This window comes from Methanolobus sp. WCC5 (assembly GCF_045690325.1).
In the GTDB taxonomy this organism is placed as follows: domain Archaea; phylum Halobacteriota; class Methanosarcinia; order Methanosarcinales; family Methanosarcinaceae; genus Methanolobus.
In genome coordinates this window covers 2,700,640-2,721,188 of the sequence record NZ_CP146981.1, presented here as the reverse complement: position 1 = coordinate 2,721,188, position 20,549 = coordinate 2,700,640, and the positions used below count along the sequence as shown (strand labels likewise).

The following is a 20,549-nucleotide window of genomic DNA, read 5'->3' as shown; positions in this document are numbered from 1 at the left end:
TTAAAAGGGAGTTTATGCTGACTGCTCCAGTACAGTAAGATTCTCCCACTTGAACTTATCCTTTGGACATGCATTAATGCATCTCTTACAGTTTGCACCGTCACAAAGGTCCGAGCTTATCATAACAACGCCTTCCGCATCAATTGTGATGGCATCATTCGGACATACCTTTATGCACTTCTCACATTCAGGGCAGTCAACTTTCATTGTAAGGAAAGTACCCACACGCTCCAGCACCTGCAATCCTTCATCACCGAGCACAGGGATATCTTTCTCAACTACCTTGTTAACCTTGGTGACCTTTTCTGGGATGTCGATCTGCGGCAGTCCCTTCTTCTTCAGGAATTTTTTAAGCATTTTGAAAGGCATTCCCTCTGTCCAGTAGGATATCTCCTGGATATATGCTTCCTTGAATGCGGGATCTGTTGCGAACATCACATGGTTACTTACAATTCGTGAAGCTATCTCCTGCAGCTCCCATAGCCTTTCTTCAGACAGAAGAATCTCTCTTGCAACAATCAATGACGTATTACCGATCTGTACTACCTCATCGACATTGAATGGCACCATACCTACCTGGTGTGCCTTCACAGCATCCATATAGGTACCTGCGGCACCTGACATATATGCCCTGTTGACATCTGCTACTTCTATCCCTGCGGCATTACAAAGTGCAAGGTGCCCTGCACGAATAGCACCCATTGCAAGGCCGGCTGAAGATACGTCTTTTTCAAAGAACTTGATCTTGTTCTGAAGATAAAGTATGTTATCGGGCGTGTTGATCTTTGGAAGCTGGATTATTCCGTTCTTCATTCCTGCTTCGATGATGGCTATGACACCCGTACCTGTAATTCCGGTTGCCTTGATGGTGCCTTCACATGTGGTCATTTCCTGTTCGCCATTTGGGAGTCTGGCTGGTGCGGCACATCGCCACATACTTGCTCCCTCTGCCACCACATCACCGCTCTTTGGATCAGTGAGTGCACCCTTTACAGTATTCATTTCAGCATCAAGAACATAGTTCCTCATATTCCCATTCTCAAATTCAACATCTGATATGACAAATGGCGATGCCAGTTTTCCGTACTTTATCTGCTGACCTTCAAGAGCAGGACCAGCAGCTGCAGACCCTGTATAGATAGTGCCCTCGTGAATGAGTGCCATCTCTGCATTTGTCCCGTAATCAGTTGCGATCGCCGTTTCCTTTGTGTCCAGGAAACCTGACTTTATTATAAGTGCAAGAGCATCGGCCCCAACCTCATGCCTTATTGCAGGAGGGACCACCAGTTTTGCATTCGGGTAGACCTCAAGTCCCTTTATTTCTGCACAATCAACTATACGGGCACGTCTGTCCTGATCCTTGATGTTAAGTTTTTCCTTCTTTCTTTCACCTGCATAGGCAAGGTCATCGATGGGAATTCCCTGGAATATCGACAGCTGGATAGGGTTTCCACAGATAGCCATTCTCTGCAATTCTTCCGGTTTTACACCCAGCGTATCGATAACGTGTTTTACTGCATTGACATGCAGACCCTGGGCAAGGTCCAGCCCGTAAGTGATGGCAAAATCCAGATGGTCCATAACATTTGCCCCGGGCAGGGGGTTACGGAGAGTAATAACTGTTTTCTGGATGTCACCTGATTCCAGGTCTATTTTCTGTGCTCTAATGCCACTGGTTCCTATATCTATTGCAACTCCAAGTTTCATTTGAATCCCTTTTAATCTTTTTAAATTTTAATAACGTAGTATCTGTGTCCGAACTTAAAAATATATGTTACGGTATTTTTGTCTTTTAATATCCTTATTTAAAATGATTGAAGTACATCTTAAAACAGCTAAAATTCAGCAGTAGTGCAAAAAGGACATCATGGGATACATGCAAACATAGATGGCAACGAAAACAATAACGAAAAGCAAATGCATCTGATTTATAGATAAAATCTGCTGTTCTGTTTCATACACAAGGTTAATATACCACTATCCATCAATGGCAAATTTTTTCCCCTTTTTCTGTCAAGCGGAAGACTTTTCCTTCGAAATTGCCCCGGTTTTTATGACAGGAGGATGAAGTATTACATGAGCAACATCCTGGCGTATTGTTTCCGGTATTAGTGCATAGCTCCCGGATATAACCCATATGCTGCAACATCATCAACCTGTCCCTGAGAGTTACGTTGTCTATCCCAAGTTTCTCTGCAGCTTCCTGAAAGGTGCACTTGTCAATGAACAGGACCTTCAATGTGTCTTTGATCATTTTCAATTCCTTTTCCCCGGCAGTGGTTCGAACATGTCCTTCCACCTGATGAATGCAAATAGTGATAATATTGCCAGATATATTCCAGGCTTCAGATCACTTAGAGGTGTCCAGTCAACAAAGTCCTCGTTCCTGAGAAGATATGCCTCAAGCATGTTCCCTGTGCTTACAAGCAAATATATGATTGCAAAGATGAGAGAGAGGAGGATCCCTACGTACGCATAGGACACACCCTCATAGATTCCCGAGCGCATTTCAAAAACACCGTAAATAAAAACAGTACCTATCAGAAGAAGGGCAAAGGAGCCGATGATATCTGCAGGTACGAAAAGTGAATCTGCCAGAGGAACACGTATATCCGGTCCGGTGAATAACCTTTTCAGCCCTGCTGCCAGCTGGAGAAGTCCAAGAACTATATATAGCGAACCGGTTACAGCGGAAAAGACCAGAGGAGTCCTTATGGCTGCATGCCTTTTAACATCCTGCCCACTAATACCCAAGTAAAATCCCTCCCTGATAGATAATAAATGCTGTGACCCATGCAACAGCAATTCCGTATATAATGGCAAACAATGTCCATTTCCATGAACCGGTCTCCTTCCTGATAACTCCCACGGTTGCCACACAGGGCATATAAAGCAGACTGAAAGCCATGAGACTGAGTGAATTCAGCGCATTGATACCCGCATCTGCCATGAGCCTCTCGCTCAGTGCCTCAGAACTATCCCCTGACCCGTAAAGCACACCCATGGATGCCACAACTATCTCTTTAGCAACCAATCCGAATATCAGGGCTACAGATATCTTCCAGTCAAAACCCAGTGGCTCAAGGAGCGGTTCAACCGCATGCCCAAGACTTCCCACATAACTGTCCTCACTTCCATATTCAACTCCCCACGGGAAAGATGCCAGTGCCCAGATAACGATAACACCAACAAGGATTATACTTCCGGCCTTTTTTATGTACATGAAGCCGTTATCCCACATGTGTATAAGACTTGTACTGAGTGTCGGGACACGGTATGGAGGCAATTCCATAATAAAAGGGGCAGGTTTTCCCCTTACAACGGTTTCACGGAGCAGCTTTGCAGACAATATTGCAATAAGTATCCCAAGTACATACATTGCAAAGATGACAGTCCCCGCCTGCCTTCCAAAGAAGGTTCCTGCAAACAGCACATATATGGGCAATCTTGCTCCGCAGGAAACGAACGGCACTACAAGTATGGTGATAAGCCTGTCCCTCTCATCCTCTATGCTCCTTGCAGCCATAATAGCAGGTACATTGCATCCAAATCCCATAAGCATCGGTATGAAGGACTTTCCATGCATGCCTATCTTATACATCACCTTGTCCATGATAAAAGCAGCCCTGGCAAGATAACCGCTGCCTTCCAGAAGCGACAGCAGGAAAAATAATACAAATATATTCGGCACGAATACGAGTACAGCCCCTACACCACCGATTATCCCGTCTCCCACAAGAGACGCCAGCCATTCCGGTCGCAGGCCGGAAGACACCTGATCTGCAATCCAGGACATTCCAATGTCTATCATGTCCATAAAGGGTGTTGCAAAAGCGAATGTGAGCTCAAACGCACCCCACATCAATGCAAGGAATATAGGAATACCCAGATATTTATTGGTTAGCACTCTGTCGACCATGTCGGATTTTGTAAGGGTCTCATTGGCCCTGGTGCACATCTGGGGAAATATCGTGTTTATGGCAAGATAACGTTTATCGGCTATTTCCGCCTCATACTCTTCCTTGTCTATGGATTCGATAATAGCTATGACATTCCCATATACAGGACTTGAGGCGATCTTTTCCCGGACATTGCTATCACCTTCAAGCAGCCGGATGCTCAGCCACCTTAGAGGATATCGTTTATCGCGCCCCTCGTCCTCACCCAGAACTTTCTCTATCTCAAGGATCTTTTCTTCTATCTCATTACCGTACCCTATTTCATGGCCATGATGCTGTTCCAGCTCTTTTTGCTCGATAACCTTGTCCAGAAGATCGCAAATGCCTTTTTTCTGTGTTGCAACCGTCCTTATGACAGGTGTTGCCAGCAGTTCTTCCATCTTATCGATATATAATCTATCTCCCCTGTCCTCTGCAATGTCACACATATTAAGGACAATGAGTAACTCAGAACCAAGCTCCATAAGCTGCGTTGTAAGGTAGAGGTTCCTTTCCAGGTTGGAGGCATCAACGACCTGTAGAACGATATCCGGCTTCTCCTCTATTATAAAATCCCGGGCTACGATCTCATCAATGGAATATGCAGTAAGGCTATATGTCCCAGGAAGGTCTATTACCTCTATATCATATCCTCTGTATGATACATTCCCACTTTTCTTTTCCACAGTAACGCCGGGCCAGTTGCCGACATGTTGCCTTGAACCCGTCAATGCATTGAAAAGGGTTGTCTTACCGACATTAGGGTTTCCCGTAAGTGCTATCTTTATCTCCCTGTTCTCCATGGAGCGATCCCCTGAGGATAGTTATAAGATTATATGTACAGTATTGACCGGTTTTTGCGAAATCATACCACAGAACCACTGAAATAGTAATGATTTTGATGGGGTAATGACCTTTAAATAAAACCACCTGTAAAGAACATATAATGGTTTGGATGACTATGTTTGGATGGCCATTAAGCCTTAAAGCCTGTGAATGAATATTTGGCTTGCTTCTTCTTTCCGTATGGAGAGGTGATACCCTTTTATCCTGTAATCCATAGGGTCCCCGAGCGGTGCGTTCCTCACAAGCTCTATTTCTGCGCCCGCCACCATTCCCATGTCAAATAGTTTCCTTCTTGCAGAACCTTTGACCCTCACTTTTGTGATCCTGGCCTTCTCTCCGGGCTTAAGTGTGTCAAGTGTTATCTCCTGAATATCCTGCAAGTCATTCCCTGTCCTTTATGATGATAGCACTAATCCATTTTTTGGTATTTAGCAATTTCGCAATAGCTAAGCTGTTTGAGCATTGAAAAATAGAATCAGATGAGAAAAGGTATGTGCCCGCAATTCAAGGATCCATTGAACAGATGTGGGATGAACATAGATCATCCTGACCTATTCCTTCTTTTTTCCATGGATCGGACAATTCTCCTTTGCTGATGGATGACAATTGATGTATTCTCCTGTTTCACGATAATAATAGAAGTGGTCAAGCCAGTATGGCCATTCTTCCTTCATATTCATGAATTCAACGAATTTGGTAAGCAGCTCAAAGGTTTCAGGAGCAAGTACATGTTCTATTTTACAGGCATCATGGTCTGCTATCTCCGGATCAAGGCCAAGTATCTGTAAAAAGTCCCTTATAACACTATGTTTCTCCATGGTGCACTTTGCAATTCTCTCACCCTCGGGTGTAAGGGTTACGCCACCATATTTCTCATAGTTGATAAATCCCATCTGGGTCAGTTTTTTGAACATCCCTGTGACACTGGGTGAACTCAGCTCCAGCTCCCTTGAGACGTCCTTGACCTGTGCATAGCCTTTACGCTCAATGATCTTCTCGATCGCTTTCAGATAATCTTCAGTTCTCTCAGTTGTCATATCAAAAACTACCTTTATTGGGTTGACTATTGTAATCCTATTTGTGGAAACACCTAAAGTGAAGTGTTTATTTGTATACTACCGATATCCTATAAAATTGTATGAAATAGGTACTATTTTAAGTTTACTTATTTTTCCTACAATATATAGGTAGTATAATAAACTGAATATACAATTGAATATAAAACGAAGTAAACATTACTGTTTTCCTAAATACATTTCCAGCCTGTCCATCCCTTCCTCAATATTCTCAAGGCTGTTAGCATAGGAGAAGCGCAAGTAACCCTCTGCCCCCAGGCCAAAATCAATACCTGGTGTGATGGCAACACCTATATCTTCCAGTATCTTCCTGCTCATTTCAAGGGAGTCTGTGCCGAATTTACGGGCATCTGCAAGCACATAATAAGCACCTTGAGGCTCGATACTTATTCCAAAGCCAATGTCCTTAAGTCTCTTTATCAGATAGGTGCGCCTCTTATCATAGGTCTTAACCATCTCTTTGATGTGCTCCCGGGGCCCTTCAAGGGCCGCAATCCCTGCGTGCTGTACGATGGAACTGGTTGAAATGAACAGATTCTGCTGCAATTTCTGAAGTGTCCTTATATGTTCTTTCGGGGCTATGAGATAACCGAGCCTCCAGCCGGTCATAGCATAGAGTTTTGAAAAACCATTGAGTACAAAGGCATTATCTGTGTATTCCAATATAGTGTGATCCTCACCTTCGTAGACAAGCCCCTGATATATCTCATCAGAGATAATGGGCACATCTGCGGCAATCTCAGTAAGCCTGTGCAATGTCTGACCGGACATTACATGACCTGTGGGATTGGATGGGGAATTGATCAGGATCGCCTTTGTTGCGGTTTTGATGTGTGCGGCAACCTCTTGCGGTTCTAGCATGAAACCGTTTTCCTCTTTCGTATAGATAAAATCCGGGACTCCTCCGGCAGTTACTACAAAATTCGGGTAACATGCATAGTGAGGATTGGACATTATTATCTCATCCCCCGGATCAATGAGTGCAATAAAAAGCAAGAGCATTGCAGGACTTGTACCGGATGTCACTATTATCCTATCAGGACTGACATCAACACCGAATCTTTCAGAGTAGTTCCTGGATATAGCCTGCCTGAGTTCGATAAGTCCCTGACTGTGGGTATATTTTATACCTCCGGTACAAATTGCAGTCTTTGCAGCTTCACATATGTGCGCAGCAGTGGCAAAGTCCGGTTCCCCTATCTCCAGATGGATGATACTTTTGCCCTGTTCTTCAAGCTCTTGCGCCCTCTCAAGTACCTCCATTACGTAAAATGGAGGAATATTTGCAATTTTATCAGATAACATATTACCTATCATCGCCAATGATCATAGTTCAGGATTATGCCGGAGCAATAAAAGATTTTTGTTCATATCAATAGATTAAAAATACTAATAGATTAAAAAAAGCCTGGCAAAGAATGCCAGACATAATTTTTCTGGTAACACGATATTTATTTAATATCGTATCTATGTGCAGCTCATTTTCTGGCTTTTGCATATTCCACAAGTGCGTCCTTGATACCCCACTTAAAGGCAACCACAACGGCTATACCCCATGCAAGAGGACCAATGAAAGCATAGAATATGCTTGTATCTATAAGCAGTGCATCAAGCGCCAGGAGTATAACGATGAATGCAAGGAATCCCCTCAGTGCAGGTATCCATATATTGGTACCTTCCACATTCATGTTCTCAAGCAGGCCTCCGATATAATCTGCGAACATATCAATAGCTAACAGGCCTATCAGCAGTATTACAACTCCTGCAAAGAGATTTGGGAGATATACCAGGATGGACTGTACTACTCCTGCAATGATACCAAGGTTGAGGATGTTAAGTGCAGCCATGATAAAAAGCAGGTATCCGAATATTTGTACAATCAGAGCGACCAATGATGATGACGTCATGCCGCTAGCATTCATGGCATTACCCAGGCTTGTTGCTGATATGCGCTCGTCGATCCCGGTTGCAATAAGAACGTTCTTAATCAGGTTTGCAAGGAAATCAACTACAATAAGTCCTATTATAAGTACCACTATTGCAGAGAGTATTAGCGGTATGTACAGTATTATCTGTGTGATAAAATCTGCAACTATCTGCACATTTAGCAAGTCAATGATGATCACTGCAAATATGAAGTAGACAAACCATCTGATAGCAGCATCAAAAAACTCCACGGTTGTTATATTGGTACGCTCTATCATCTTTCCGATTGACGTCCTGTCTATCAGGTCATCCAGACCTATTTTATCAAGTATCTTTGATCCTATCTTTCCCAATGCCTTCCCTGCGATCTTTCCGACTATCAATAACAATATAACAGCTATCAGTGTTGGAAGAAAAGCTATCATATCGTCTAACATAGTGTATACACTATCCAGTATTGGCGATGTTGCCATACTATCAACCCCTTTAAATTTGTTTATTCTCGGAATTATTCCGAATTCCACTCCGTTTTCATAGAAAATTCTATTTTGATTATATTTAAAGATACCTGAGTTTGAAACAAAATAAACCATTATTAAAGCCCTGAAAAGACCGAAGAATCCCAAATACGATAATCTCATGCCCACTGGCACATGTAATCAAAAAACCCAATACCAACAAAAAAGACAGATGTATCTGCAAGTAACGGTTAGTAAGTAGTTATATGTTCACAAGTCCTGCTATTGAAATAACTCCCAGGACCATTACAAGATAAAGAAATACCATAATCACTACTTTTTTAGCGCTGATGATGGCTTTATTATTCATGATCTGCTACCTCGTATAAATATAGGTTCTAAAAACATATAACTGTTTTTAAATATATAATGTATATATTAACATATACAAATGCAATTTAATGCATGACAATACCAGATACAACCTCCACTTTAAAAATATTTAACCCCAGTAACAAATCAATAATCTTATATCAGAGAACGGCATATTCAGCAACATCAAACGTGGGGGTGGTCTCATCTGGGCAGATCGGACTCAAAGGCATCCGCTTAAAAAGCCCGGTCTGCCCATCCCGCTTGAATACATGGCAGGTGAGAATGTAGATTAAACAGCATTTCCACCCCCACAAATGATACCATGGGTACTGTAAGAGAAAGGAAAGACTTAACGTTTTCTTTTTGAAGGTATCAGCGAATTAAGATATATTGACAGAATATAAATTCACAAACATCTGTTTTTCTTCCAATGTCAGAATTCAGTTGCCACAAATGTCTTCTAAAGGGATGGAAAATGTAAACTTGCTTCCTCTTCCCGGTTCGCTTTCAAGATCAATATCCCCATTATGCAACTCCACAAAGCTCTTTACAAGAGCAAGACCAAGGCCTGTGCCATTGTTATCTCTTGAAAGTGGTGAATTCACCTGTGTAAAAGGCTCAAAGACCTTTTGCTGCTGCTCATACGGTATGCCTATGCCGGTATCCGAAACCGATATCCGGATACTGCCATCTATCAGCATTGAATCGACATTTACACTACCATGTTCAGGTGTAAACTTGATGGCATTACTAAGAAGATTCAAAAGGATCTGTTTTAGCTTATTGCTATCAGCTTGCAGAACAGTATCATGAGAGAACGTATTAAATTGAAGCTTTATGTTTTTGCAGGAAGCCATTGGATATACCATATTCTCTACTTCAGAGAAGACATTATTAAGGCTCACTTCTTCTAAATTCAGTTCCATTTTACCCGATTCTATCTTTGAGATATCCAGAAGCTCATTGATAAGCTTAAGCAAGTGCATCCCGCTTTTTTCAATATAGGTAAGATAATGTCTTTGCTCGTCATTGATCTTCCCGGCATCTCCCCTTATAAGTGCCTCGGAAAAACCTATAACCGAAGTTAAAGGAGTGCGCAGCTCATGGCTCATACTTGCCAGAAACTTGCTTTTTATCTCGTTTGCCTCCTCGGCCGCAAGCATCGCCTTCATAATCGCCTGTTCTGCAATCTTACGTTCTGTTATGTCGTTGAATGTTATCAGTATCAGTGAAGGATCGTTTTCATCACCAAGAATACCGAAATGACTATTGACCTCTTTTCTTCCCCGCATCTGCACATGGATTATTTCATCATCCTTTCCTTTAAGCCTCAGCTCCAGGGTCTTATCTTCCAGTTTCTTAAAAAAAGCTTTGAAACGGGATACAAAAATACTCCGGTCTTCTTCATAAATATATCTTAAAAGAGGTTCATCCATGTTGTCATTTCTGGGAAAATTAAATATTTCACAAAGCAACTGGTTAGCTTTTCTGATAAGACCATTCTCATCTACGAGTGCATAACCCACCGGGGCCCTGTGGAACAGATGGAAATAGCTTTCCCTCTGGAGAACAAGCTCCTCCTGAGCCCTTTTCAGTTCCTCGTTCTGCATTTCCAGTTCTATCTGGTGTACACGCAGGTTATGAAGGATTTCCTGAATCTCTTCATCGGAGAGTTTTCCGATGTCCTCATACGTTTCTTCCTTCCCGGGTTTTAATGCATCTTTTTTCAGATCCTTGAAGATTTCTTCCATGTTCCACACCCTCACTGCTCATGCACCCTGTTTCTCTCCCGTTCCCTCTGTAGTGGCATTGTTCACTTTCTGCCCGGTTCCACCAATTCTGTAAAATATACTTACTATCTCTCCGCAAGGAAGTTTGTAGGCATGTATCTCAAAAGGTCCCTCAAATGGTTCATAATTGAGATTGATGGAAGGAATGTGTAATTGATGCCCTGTATTCCTGACATCCAAAAATGCTTCTTTCAGAGCTCCATCGTGTCCAGGTAACAGTTCGAAAAGGTCCCTGCCCAGCAACTCGTCTTTCTCCATTGAAAAAAGATATTTACCCGCACAATTTATTTCTTTTATCACAAAACGCCCGTCAGGAAGGTCCTCACATACTATAGTGGGACTGGTTATAGTCTCATAGAGTTCCTTGTATTTTGTTTTTGTTTTCTTCAGTTCATTTTCCTTAAGCGTCTGCTCCGTGATATCCTGGAAGGAACCGTAGACCCTTTTTATCCCTTTGTGATTCTTCTCTGCTTTTCCCTTGACCCTTACAGATTTCTCATTGCCCCTTGCAGTTACAAAACGCAGTTTAAGATCAAATGGCTCAGCCTTCTCAAAAGCCATGGATACAGCTTCTTCTATTTTTTTCCGATCCTCGGGATGGTAGAATTCGATCCCTTTCTCAACATTGTGATCAAAGCCCGGTTCCACTTCATGTATCTTGTAAACTTCCTCGGTCCAGAGGGTTTTCATAGTAACGGGATCGATTTCCCAGCCTCCTACCTTTGCAAGTGAGGCTGCTTCATGAAGCCATATTTCACTTTTTTCTAGGGAACGCTGGGTTCTCTTCAGGGTTGTTATATCTACTATAGTAATAATCATCCCTGAGTATATATCACGCCCAACCTTATAAGGAACTATTTTCAACAGATACCACCTGTCATCCTTTGTCTGGACCTCTGTCTCGTGGCTGGTGTTAGTATCCCGGACCAGTTTAATCATATCCAGTATATCAAATTCCATTATTTTATTGGCAATACCCTCAAGAGGCCTTCCAATGTCATTATCGACAAGATGGAATATATTTTTGATCATGCTGGTGAACTTGCGGATCTCCAGGTTCTCGTCCAGGAACAGGGTTCCTATCTGTGTGTTGGACATGAGATTCTCCACATCCTGATTAAGTTCGGTAAGCTCAATTATCTTGGCTTGATATTCGGCATTAACAGTATGTAACTCCTCGTTGACCGATTGTAGCTCTTCATTGGTAGCCTGGAGCTCTTCATTGCTGGCAAAAAGTTCTTCATTGGTTGCCTGCAGTTCCTCATTGGATGTTTCAAGCTCCTCTATGGTCGCCTGGAGATTCTCACGGGTGAACTGCAATTCATGCTCAAGGTCATTGATGCGTTGTTCAACAACCTTATCCATGTCGTATTCTATCTGTTCGCTCTCAAAGACACACTCTTGTCTTTCCCGGATGTCCTCGGTCAGGATTATTGCTGCCAGAGGTTCCTGGTTCTGTCTTGCGGAAAGAGGTTTGATCCTGATGTTCAGATTTTTCTTCTCATCACCGATAGTTGTCTTTACATTGGTATACTTTATCTCTTCCTTGTTGCTAAAGACTTTCTGCAGGCCGGTGGTAATAGGCACTGACAGATCCTTTGATGCCATCTTTGTGATATCAAAGACCATTTTTCCGGAAGGTACCCTGAAGTATCCTTCAGTGTTCCCAAGGGTGTAAACAACTTCCATATTCTCATTGGTTACAATTGTCAGGGGAAGATATTCATCCTTAAGGCCATCAACGATCCTTTCAAGAAGCCTCTCATCCTGATTTTGCCTCCAAGGTCTTGAAACAGAATTATAATCGTTCCTGACCCTGGAAGCATCTATTGTGATATTGCGTATCTTCTGCATATCAAGGATCTTGGCTTTTCCTCTTGAACGATATATCTTCCATTTATGGTTAAGAGGTTCGAAACGGTCTGACATATCCCCGGTAGTTTCACTTGGCCCCAGAAACAGTATTCCACCGGATTTCAGGGAGTAGTTGAAAAGTTCCAGTATTCTTGACTGGAGCACAGGCTGAAGATATATCAGAAGATTCCTGCAGCTAATAAGATCGATATTGGGAAACGGAGGATCTGTGATAACATCATGCTTTGCAAACACCACCATCTCCCTTATTTCCCTTGATATCTGGAACTCGTTATCAGTGGCAATGAAATATTTACGCAGTCTTTCGGGGGTTACATCAGCAACTATACTTTCAGGATAACGCCCGTTTGCTGCTTTCATGATAGCGTCGCCGTCCACATCAGTTGCGAATATCTTCACATTGACCATCTTGCCGCGCTTTTCCATATTCTCTTTCAGAAGCATGGCAATACTATAGGGTTCTTCACCAGTTGAACAGCCAGTTACCCATATCCTGATCTCTTTGGCATCTGGCTTCCCTATCATATCCATGATACATTTTTCAGATATGAATTCAAAGGCTTCCGTATCCCTGAAGAAATGAGTGACACCTATGAGCAGTTCCCTGTATAGATTTGTAATCTCATGGGGATGGTCTTCCAGGTACCTTACATAGTCACGGAATTCGCTGATATGGTTGACCATCATCCTGCGTTCAACCCTTCTGACAACGGTATTCATCTTGTAGTATGTGAAATCTACCTTGTGTTTCTTCCTAAGGAGAGAATAGAGCCGGTCCATATTCTCCTGGTCGGTGAGCAGAGATATCGTGTTTTTCTGGCTGGTGGCATAAGGATGTTCTATAAAAGACTGCAATTGTTCAGGCATGTCCTGTGGGGAAAGGATAAAGTCCACAATGCCTGTTGATATCGCACTTTTTGGCATACCATCGAATTTGGCGCTTTCCTCACTCTGGACCATGACCATACCGCCTTTTTCCTTGATGGATTTTATGCCGCGCATACCGTCACTTCCCGTACCTGACAATATAACACCGATGGCCCTGTTGCCCTGATCCTCAGCAAGTGATTCCAGGAATATATCTATGGGAAAATTGAGGCCTCTGGAATGTCCCTGTTCACTCAGGAGTAATTTTCCATGAAATATAGTGAGGTTGTTCCTGGGAGGGATCAGGTACACCTTATTCGGCTCTACCATCATCCCTTCCTCAGCCCTCAGTACATCCATTCGCGTTCTTTTGGAAAGCAGTTCCACCATGAGGCTTTTGTAATCCGGAGATAGGTGCTGAATGACAACAAAAGCCATGCCTGTATTGGGAGGCATATGATCAAAAAGCGTCTCAATAGCCTCAAGTCCGCCTGCAGATGCCCCTATACCTACTATGTAAAATTCATGATCCGTACTTTTTCCAGAAAGGTTCGTAACTTCCATGTTAAACCCCCATTAATGTCACCATCATATCCTTATACCAATGAAATACAATTGATCATCTTCATATGCAGGCATCTACCCTTTTGCAGATTGGCCGCAAATAATAGCCAGCCACATGTCATGGCAGACATTAACCCCGTTTTTATGCGACTTGAATTAAATAGAATGTTGTATTATTTTATTTAATCCTTTCTATATAATGCCAGTTGATTGTTAAATATACACATATTTGTTAATTGGCAATATCATTTTCTTTAGATTTAGCTATAAAGAGCAGGATTTAAAAAAAAACAGAAGAAAATAGACATCCTGTGACGAATACTGATGGAGGAGATAAGCCAGAGCACATAGATTGATGGTCAGGTCATGCATGGGTTTTGTTAATGAATAGAAAAAATCATCCCCGGCGATATTTATTAAATCAGATATATATTTAAATATTTGCATAATTTAAGTCTGATGTAAACAGTTAAGTCTTTTGAACTATATTACCGCCTTATGAACCTGAAAACTCCTCTGTATATGGTAAGTTCAGGTCTTATTATCGTCTTTTTAGTAGCTGCAACTATATCCACTTGTGATGTTTTCGGAATCGATCTGACCTCTGGAGATTCCTGTGATGAAGGAAGTAAGCCTTCTGTACTATCCTCTGTCTTTTTTAACATAGGGCTCACAGGTATCTTTATGGTCCTTATTGGTGTAATCTGGACTATAAAAACTTATTTTATCGGTTGACCCCGATGCCACATTCGCTTGCTCTTATCGGCTGTATAGTAAATAGGATCCAGGGACAAGGTTCTTTGCAAAAATAAAGTCCGGATTTTATGAAAAGGGACTTGATAACAATTTCAAATATAAATGTCTATGAATGTCTAAATATATTCGTAAGCTACAAATAGTATCATATTAATTGTATTATTTTACATAATATAATAAACGGCATTCTGATGTGGATTTGCAGCTTACAAACCCCTGATTTTAAGCAATATGCATTGCTGGAAAGGAACAGTTTAGATCAAACTCACAAATAAAGACTTGCAATTTAAAGCTCAATTACTGGATATTCCCTGTATTCCGGTTTTAGGAAAAAAGAGATCTTTACCTACAGATTAAGTAAAAAGGTGTTAAAACTATGAATGATCGTAAGATAATAATTTGTATTCTTTCATTGTCCTTACTTCTTATTGCTGTTGCAGGTTGTGTGCAGACAGAAGATACCACAGCAGAAAAGCAGACAGACACAGAACTAACGATTGACAGTGGAGATTTGAACAGGCAGACAGGGCAGACATCCCTGGCAATAAAAAAAGAAGACACAGCATCTCTTGTCAACGAGGCTGTTGAACTGATGGACAAAGATGGTGAACTTGCCTTTGAACAGTTCAGGCAAAAAGACAGCAAGTGGTTCCATAATGACACCTACCTCAGTATATGGACAACTGAAGGAATACGGGTTGCCTATGCACCGAACGTAAGCAGTGAAGGTGAAAGTGTTATTGGCCTGAAAGATTATAACGGTGAACCCCTGGACGAGCTTTTCATAGGTACTGCACTTAGCGAAGAGGGAGAGGGATGGGTCTCTTACTATTGGCCAAAACCTGGTGAGACTTCTCCATCCCTGAAATATACATTCGTCAAGAGAACTTCTATCGATAAACAGATATACGCCGTCACATCTGGTTTTTATGCAGATGACCACGTATACACCAACAGCCTTGAAGACATTCAGTATTTCACACGTTTTAAAACCGTGTCCCTTGGCAACCTCCTCCATCCAGCAACATCTGACAGGGAACTTGGAATAGATTACAGTATAGCCCATGTGATAATCAGGCCCGGTGGGTCCATAGAAGCACATATGATGAGAAATCCCGAAGCATACTATATCCTTGCAGGCGAAGGCATCCTCTACATAGAAGACATCCCATTTGAACTATATGAAGGAAGACTTGTCCTCATACCTGAAAACTCAAAGCAGCAGACAGTGAACACCGGGGAGGCAGATCTTGAGTTCTTTGCCATAGACCAGCCTGCCTGGTCACAGGAGAATGAGGAACTTTTGGAGTGAAACTTCAAGATTCACCCTCACTTTTTAATGATAGTGTTTGATGTACCTGGATATTTATATTCAGGCCTATATCAATAAATGATACTTTCGTGACAACTGATATCTTTATAATCTAACAATTTGTATCTTTATCAGTTTCCTTATTGCATCAGGAATTGTGCTGACTCTGCCTTATGTGGCATCCATTGAAGCCGGATTTAAGATTAAAAAAGCTTTAAATAGAAAGTAATTCACTGAATATAATAATATATAACTACAGCTAGCCGGAATTGTGGCATGTCAGATATACTGGAAAATTATTTTCGCTTAAAAGAGCATGGAACTAATGTAAAGACCGAAGTTATGGCAGGAATTGTCACATTTATGACAGTTGCCTATATAATTGTTGTAAACCCCTCCATACTTGAAGCTGCCGGGATACCTTTTGGTCCGTCTATGGTAGCTACGATATTATCTGCTATCTTTGGAACACTGATTATGGGATTATATGCAAAAAAACCACTTGCAATAGCTCCGTATATGGGTGAGAATGCTTTTGTTGCATACACTGTTGTAGGGGTTCTGGGCTATTCATGGCAGACAGCACTGGGAGCAGTTTTCATCAGTGGTGTTCTCTTTACCATATTGACGGTCTCAGGCCTGAGGAACAAAATGGTAGATGCAGTTCCTGATAATCTTAAATATAGTTTTGTAGTCGGACTTGGGCTGTTCATCACATTCATCGGACTTGTTAATGCAGGTATTGTCTCACTTGGAGTGGAAGGTGCTCCTTTGCATGTAGGGGCGCTTAATACCATACCTGTTGCTCTCACATTGTTCGGTTTCCTGCTTATAAGCATATTAATGATAAAGAAGGTAAAAGGGTCAATTCTTATCGGTATCATTATAACTGCTATGATCGGATTTGCAGCAGGCGTCTTCCAGGCACCGGAAAAAATTGTCAGCATGCCACCAAGTATTGCTCCCATTCTGTTTCAGCTTGATATTGCAGGGGCACTCACCTGGGGGTTCTTTGCAGTTATACTTACAATGTTCACAATGGACCTTATGGATACAATGGGTACCCTTGTAGGCGTTTCTTTAAAGGCCGGTTACATGGATGAACAAGGTAACCTTAAAGACATGGAAAAACCATTCCTTGCAGATGCACTTGCCACGGTGTTCGGTGCTCTTGCAGGTACTACCACCACAGGTGCTTATATCGAATCAGCTGCAGGCATCGAAGAAGGGGGGAGGACCGGGCTTACGGCGATCGTTATCTCATTCTTCTTCGCATTGGGTTTGTTCTTTTATCCGATATTCTCGGCAATACCTGCGGCAGCTACTTCACCTGCCTTGATAGTCGTCGGTCTTCTTATGATGGTGTCTATAAAGAAAATAGACATGGATGACTACACTGAAATGATCCCTGCAATGGCGGTCATAATTCTCATGAGCTTTACATATAATCTGGGAGTCGGACTTTGTGCAGGATTTGTCCTGTTCCCTTTGCTTAAGCTTTTCAGCGGTAAAAGCAATGAGGTCAAACCGATAGCATGGGGATTGTTCATACTGTGTTCATTGTTCTTCATATTCTATCCATATTGAACAGTGAAATTGAAGGTTTCCTGCCTTCTTTTTAAATCTGGTGTCATCTAAGGGAACTTGCAGCAGAACTGAAACCGTTCAATTGGATTATTACCAAATGGCCGTTAATCTGATATATTGACGAACCATTGAGTAAGAAGGTAAATTTTAAAGGAGATAGACATGACTTCAAAAGATAATCTAAAAGCAGCATTTACCGGTGAATCAATGGCAAACAGGACATACCTTGCCTTTGCAAAGAAAGCAGATGATGAAGGCTATCCACAGGTGGCCAAACTCTTCAGAGCTGCCGCTGCTGCTGAAACAGTCCATGCTCTTAATCACCTTCAGCGTATGGGTGGGATTGGGACAACAATGGAGAACCTGAAAGAGGCAATTAACGGGGAAACATACGAATTCGAGGAAATGTACCCTAAATTCATAGAAGAAGCAAAAGCAGAGGGTGACAACAGGGCTCTTTGGAGTTTTGAGGTCGCAAATAAGGTAGAAAATATCCATGCCAGGTTGTATAAGAAAGCCCTGGAAGAGCTTGGGAACAACGAAGAAGTGGACTACTACGTCTGCAGTGTCTGCGGACATACCCACGAAGGCAAACCCGATGACAACTGTCCGATCTGCGGCGCACCTGCCTCAAAGTTCGATAAGATAGACTGAAGACTTAAATGCAATGTCCTTGTGACTTTGCAAACAGGAGAGCTTGGAAGATAAAGAAAAGCTCTCCCTGTTTTTGTTGCGACCTTTTCTGCCAGCTATTTTGTGGCATACTGAGCCATCATACAGGTTCAAAATGAAACAAAAAACATAATATCTGATGATCTCACTCTAAAAGACCCAGTATGGCCATGTTCCAGCCCAGAGGGCCGACTTGCGGGACCCTGGTGATCCTCTCATCAGTGATGGCGGGATCATGCTCACCATTTGCTTTGCGGACAAGGAAAGCTATGTCCACTTCCATTAACATGGGACGATCATTAAGGCTGTCACCAAGACCTACGGTCTTTATATCACCGAACTGTTTACTATATACCTGCGTAAGAATACGGACCGCCTTACCTTTATCATTGTCACCGATAATGTGCCAGTAACGACCTCCCCGGGTATAGTTGAGCCTACGTGCCCTTATACTCCCAATCAGCCTGCCAGCATCATCTTCATTCCCGTCGAGCCTGAAAGCTTCATCATATTCCCTCTGTTTTGCAAGACAGGCAGATTCTACATCAAGGCCTGTATCCTCACTGACCTCTGCATCTGTCATGTCCCCGAATCCCACAAGTGAAAGCCCCTCTGATGATGCAATATTCAACAGTACATTTCTAAGGATGTTATAATCCGTACCCAGCTCAATAACATCATATTTATCCATGGATCTGGAAACGACAAAATCCACATCAAAATACCCATGCGGAATAAAGATAGCTCCCCCGTTCTCCGATATGAAAGGATGCAAAAGTTCCAGTTCATCCACATACACCTCTATCTCCGCCCTGGTCTTACTGGTACAGAATACAAGCGGTATGCCCTTTTCCTTGAGCATATTGATCGCAGGAAGCGCCGCCTCATATGAATATGTATCATGGTCTACCAGTGTGCCGTCAAGATCCGTAAAAACGATGTATTGCATGGTCAATGTTCCCCTGAATGTTGATAGTGGTATTTTGCAGGGATCAGTATTAAGTGATTGGATGGAAGGACTGGTATGAATGATACAGATTATCTGGCTTTCATCACAAAATCCACAAAGCTTTCAGCAAATTCCCTGTAAGAGCTCGCAACCAGATGAGCATAGCAACCAAGTGTATTATTAACAGTGAGCCCATCCCACCCATCAAGTATACCGGTTCCACGGGAGAGCTTTATCGCAAATTTAGCGTCATCGGGGATCTCTGTGACCTCTGAGTGGTGAAACTCATGGCCCCGGAAGGAATTCCCGGCTTTCCCGATGACTGTGTCCGCATCAAGAGAGCCTATGTTGTAGCTGACCACGCGCTTGTGACCCATGAGAGTGTGACCGGGAAGTGCCCCTACCATGTCGTGGGTGGATTCGGGCATCTCGGCCATGTTGTAGGCTCCTTTGCCTTTTACTCCGGTACTGAGTTTTTCTGTCAGGTACATGAGACCGCCGCATTCTGCGTATATTGGCATCCCGTTGCAGGATGCATCAAGGATATCCTGGCGCATGGAAACGTTGTTCTCAAGTTCTGCGGCGAAAAGCTCAGGATAGCCGCCGCCGATGTAGAGGGCGTCCACATCCGGAAGCTTGCTGTCATGGACAGGACTGAAGTATTTGAGGTCTGCTCCTGCCATCTGTAACAGCTCGAGGTTGTCGTGGTAATAGAAATTGAAAGCCTCATCAAGGGCAACACCAATTACCGGGCGCTTGCCTTTGATTTCCCGGGGGGTGAAAACAGTCTGTGAAGGACGCTTGAGTGGCGGAGCTGCGTGTGCCACCTCCAGCAGGCGATCGATCTGAATGCCGGCCTTGATAGCATCTTTTATAAAATCTATCCTCTCATCGTAATTATCGGCGCGTCGTCGCTCCTCGATAGCAGGGACAAGGCCGAGGTGTCGCATGGATATCTTCATGGAACTGTTGCGCCGGATAACACCCAGAACAGGGATACCTGTGTAGAACTCTATTGCCTCAGTGGCCTTTTTCTCATGCCTGGGGCCACCTATGTTGTTAAGGATCACCCCTGCAATGTGAACATCCCTGTCAAAGTCCCTGAAGCCATTTACAAGGGCCGCTGCAGAGCGGGTAATGCTCCTGGCATTGATGATAAGTATAACAGAACAGTTCAGGATCTTGGCTATCTGGGCAGTGCTACCGGTATCTGTAAAACTGTCAAAGCCCTCGTACAGGCCCCGAACACCCTCGATAACGGCTATATCAGCATCGCCGTCAAGCTCAGCCCCGTGAATGAAAACATCCCTGACTCCCTCCCCATCCATAAGGAAACCGTCTATATTCCGGGCCCTGCGACCGGTGATCTCGGAATAATAGCTGGGATCGATGTAATCCAGCCCCACCTTGTATGGCTGGACCTTATATCCTGCCTCATTAAGGGCTGCAAGCAGGCCGATAGTGATGGTTGTTTTCCCCGATGATGAGCTACCTGCAGAGAGGAGTATCCGGGGTATGTTCTTTGTTTGGGGAATAGAGAGGGTGTCTGACATTGCAA

General features: G+C 42.9%; 16 protein-coding genes. 4 read left to right on the top strand and 12 right to left on the bottom strand.

All coding sequences use genetic code 11. The features are described 5' to 3' along the window. Positions 1–12 precede the first annotated feature (12 nt). The 10 genes from V7O64_RS13180 to V7O64_RS13135 form a co-directional block, all read right to left on the bottom strand. Entirely contained in the window at positions 13–1,707 is a 1,695-nt protein-coding gene (locus V7O64_RS13180) for an ASKHA domain-containing protein (protein WP_407355830.1), read from the bottom strand. Positions 1,708–1,984: 277 nt separating this feature from the next. Continuing rightward, the gene (locus V7O64_RS13175) at positions 1,985–2,260 is read right to left on the bottom strand and encodes a hypothetical protein (RefSeq protein ID WP_407355829.1); all 276 of its coding nucleotides are present in this window, start codon (positions 2,258–2,260) and stop codon (positions 1,985–1,987) included. Beyond that, on the bottom strand, positions 2,257–2,754 hold the full coding sequence (locus V7O64_RS13170) for a hypothetical protein (RefSeq protein ID WP_407355828.1): 498 nt from the start codon (positions 2,752–2,754) through the stop codon (positions 2,257–2,259). Before V7O64_RS13170 ends, V7O64_RS13175 begins: the two co-directional genes overlap by 4 nt. Continuing rightward, positions 2,744–4,741: a ferrous iron transport protein B gene (gene feoB, locus V7O64_RS13165; RefSeq protein ID WP_407355827.1), complete on the bottom strand. Its 1,998-nt coding sequence runs from the start codon at positions 4,739–4,741 to the stop codon at positions 2,744–2,746. Before feoB ends, V7O64_RS13170 begins: the two co-directional genes overlap by 11 nt. 180 nt (positions 4,742–4,921) lie before the next feature. Beyond that, on the bottom strand, positions 4,922–5,164 hold the full coding sequence (locus V7O64_RS13160) for a ferrous iron transport protein A (RefSeq protein WP_407355826.1): 243 nt from the start codon (positions 5,162–5,164) through the stop codon (positions 4,922–4,924). Between the two features lie 171 nt (positions 5,165–5,335). Beyond that, complete coding sequence (locus tag V7O64_RS13155; RefSeq protein ID WP_407355825.1) at positions 5,336–5,821, bottom strand: metal-dependent transcriptional regulator; 486 nt, start codon at positions 5,819–5,821, stop codon at positions 5,336–5,338. A 198-nt stretch (positions 5,822–6,019) separates the two neighbouring features. Next, on the bottom strand, positions 6,020–7,165 hold the full coding sequence (locus V7O64_RS13150; RefSeq protein ID WP_407355824.1) for a pyridoxal phosphate-dependent aminotransferase: 1,146 nt from the start codon (positions 7,163–7,165) through the stop codon (positions 6,020–6,022). A gap of 173 nt (positions 7,166–7,338) precedes the next feature. After that, a complete protein-coding gene (locus V7O64_RS13145) occupies positions 7,339–8,259 on the bottom strand; it encodes a mechanosensitive ion channel family protein (RefSeq protein WP_407355823.1) in 921 nt (306 codons plus the stop codon). A gap of 800 nt (positions 8,260–9,059) precedes the next feature. Further along, positions 9,060–10,370 (bottom strand): PAS domain-containing sensor histidine kinase, encoded by a 1,311-nt coding sequence (locus V7O64_RS13140; RefSeq protein WP_407355822.1) that lies wholly within the window; start codon positions 10,368–10,370, stop codon positions 9,060–9,062. Between the two features lie 18 nt (positions 10,371–10,388). Beyond that, entirely contained in the window at positions 10,389–13,715 is a 3,327-nt protein-coding gene (locus V7O64_RS13135) for a chemotaxis protein CheB (protein WP_407355821.1), read from the bottom strand. 498 nt (positions 13,716–14,213) lie between these two features. Between V7O64_RS13135 and V7O64_RS13130 the strand changes: the two genes are divergently transcribed. The 4 genes from V7O64_RS13130 (at position 14,214) to V7O64_RS13115 (ending at position 18,024) form a co-directional block, all read left to right on the top strand. Beyond that, positions 14,214–14,450 (top strand): hypothetical protein, encoded by a 237-nt coding sequence (locus tag V7O64_RS13130; protein ID WP_407355820.1) that lies wholly within the window; start codon positions 14,214–14,216, stop codon positions 14,448–14,450. A 397-nt stretch (positions 14,451–14,847) separates the two neighbouring features. Beyond that, positions 14,848–15,783: a cache domain-containing protein gene (locus V7O64_RS13125; RefSeq protein WP_407355819.1), complete on the top strand. Its 936-nt coding sequence runs from the start codon at positions 14,848–14,850 to the stop codon at positions 15,781–15,783. Between the two features lie 276 nt (positions 15,784–16,059). Continuing rightward, positions 16,060–17,370, top strand: a complete 1,311-nt coding sequence (locus tag V7O64_RS13120) for an NCS2 family permease (protein WP_407355818.1) — start codon at positions 16,060–16,062, stop codon at positions 17,368–17,370. A gap of 162 nt (positions 17,371–17,532) precedes the next feature. After that, entirely contained in the window at positions 17,533–18,024 is a 492-nt protein-coding gene (locus tag V7O64_RS13115) for a rubrerythrin family protein (protein ID WP_407355817.1), read from the top strand. Between the two features lie 163 nt (positions 18,025–18,187). On the opposite strand, the gene mpgP is transcribed toward V7O64_RS13115, so the two are convergent. Both mpgP and cfbB read right to left on the bottom strand, forming a co-directional pair. After that, complete coding sequence (mpgP, locus tag V7O64_RS13110; protein WP_407355816.1) at positions 18,188–18,991, bottom strand: mannosyl-3-phosphoglycerate phosphatase; 804 nt, start codon at positions 18,989–18,991, stop codon at positions 18,188–18,190. Between the two features lie 89 nt (positions 18,992–19,080). Next, on the bottom strand, positions 19,081–20,544 hold the full coding sequence (cfbB, locus tag V7O64_RS13105) for a Ni-sirohydrochlorin a,c-diamide synthase (protein WP_407355815.1): 1,464 nt from the start codon (positions 20,542–20,544) through the stop codon (positions 19,081–19,083). Between the last annotated feature and the right edge of the window lie 5 nt (positions 20,545–20,549).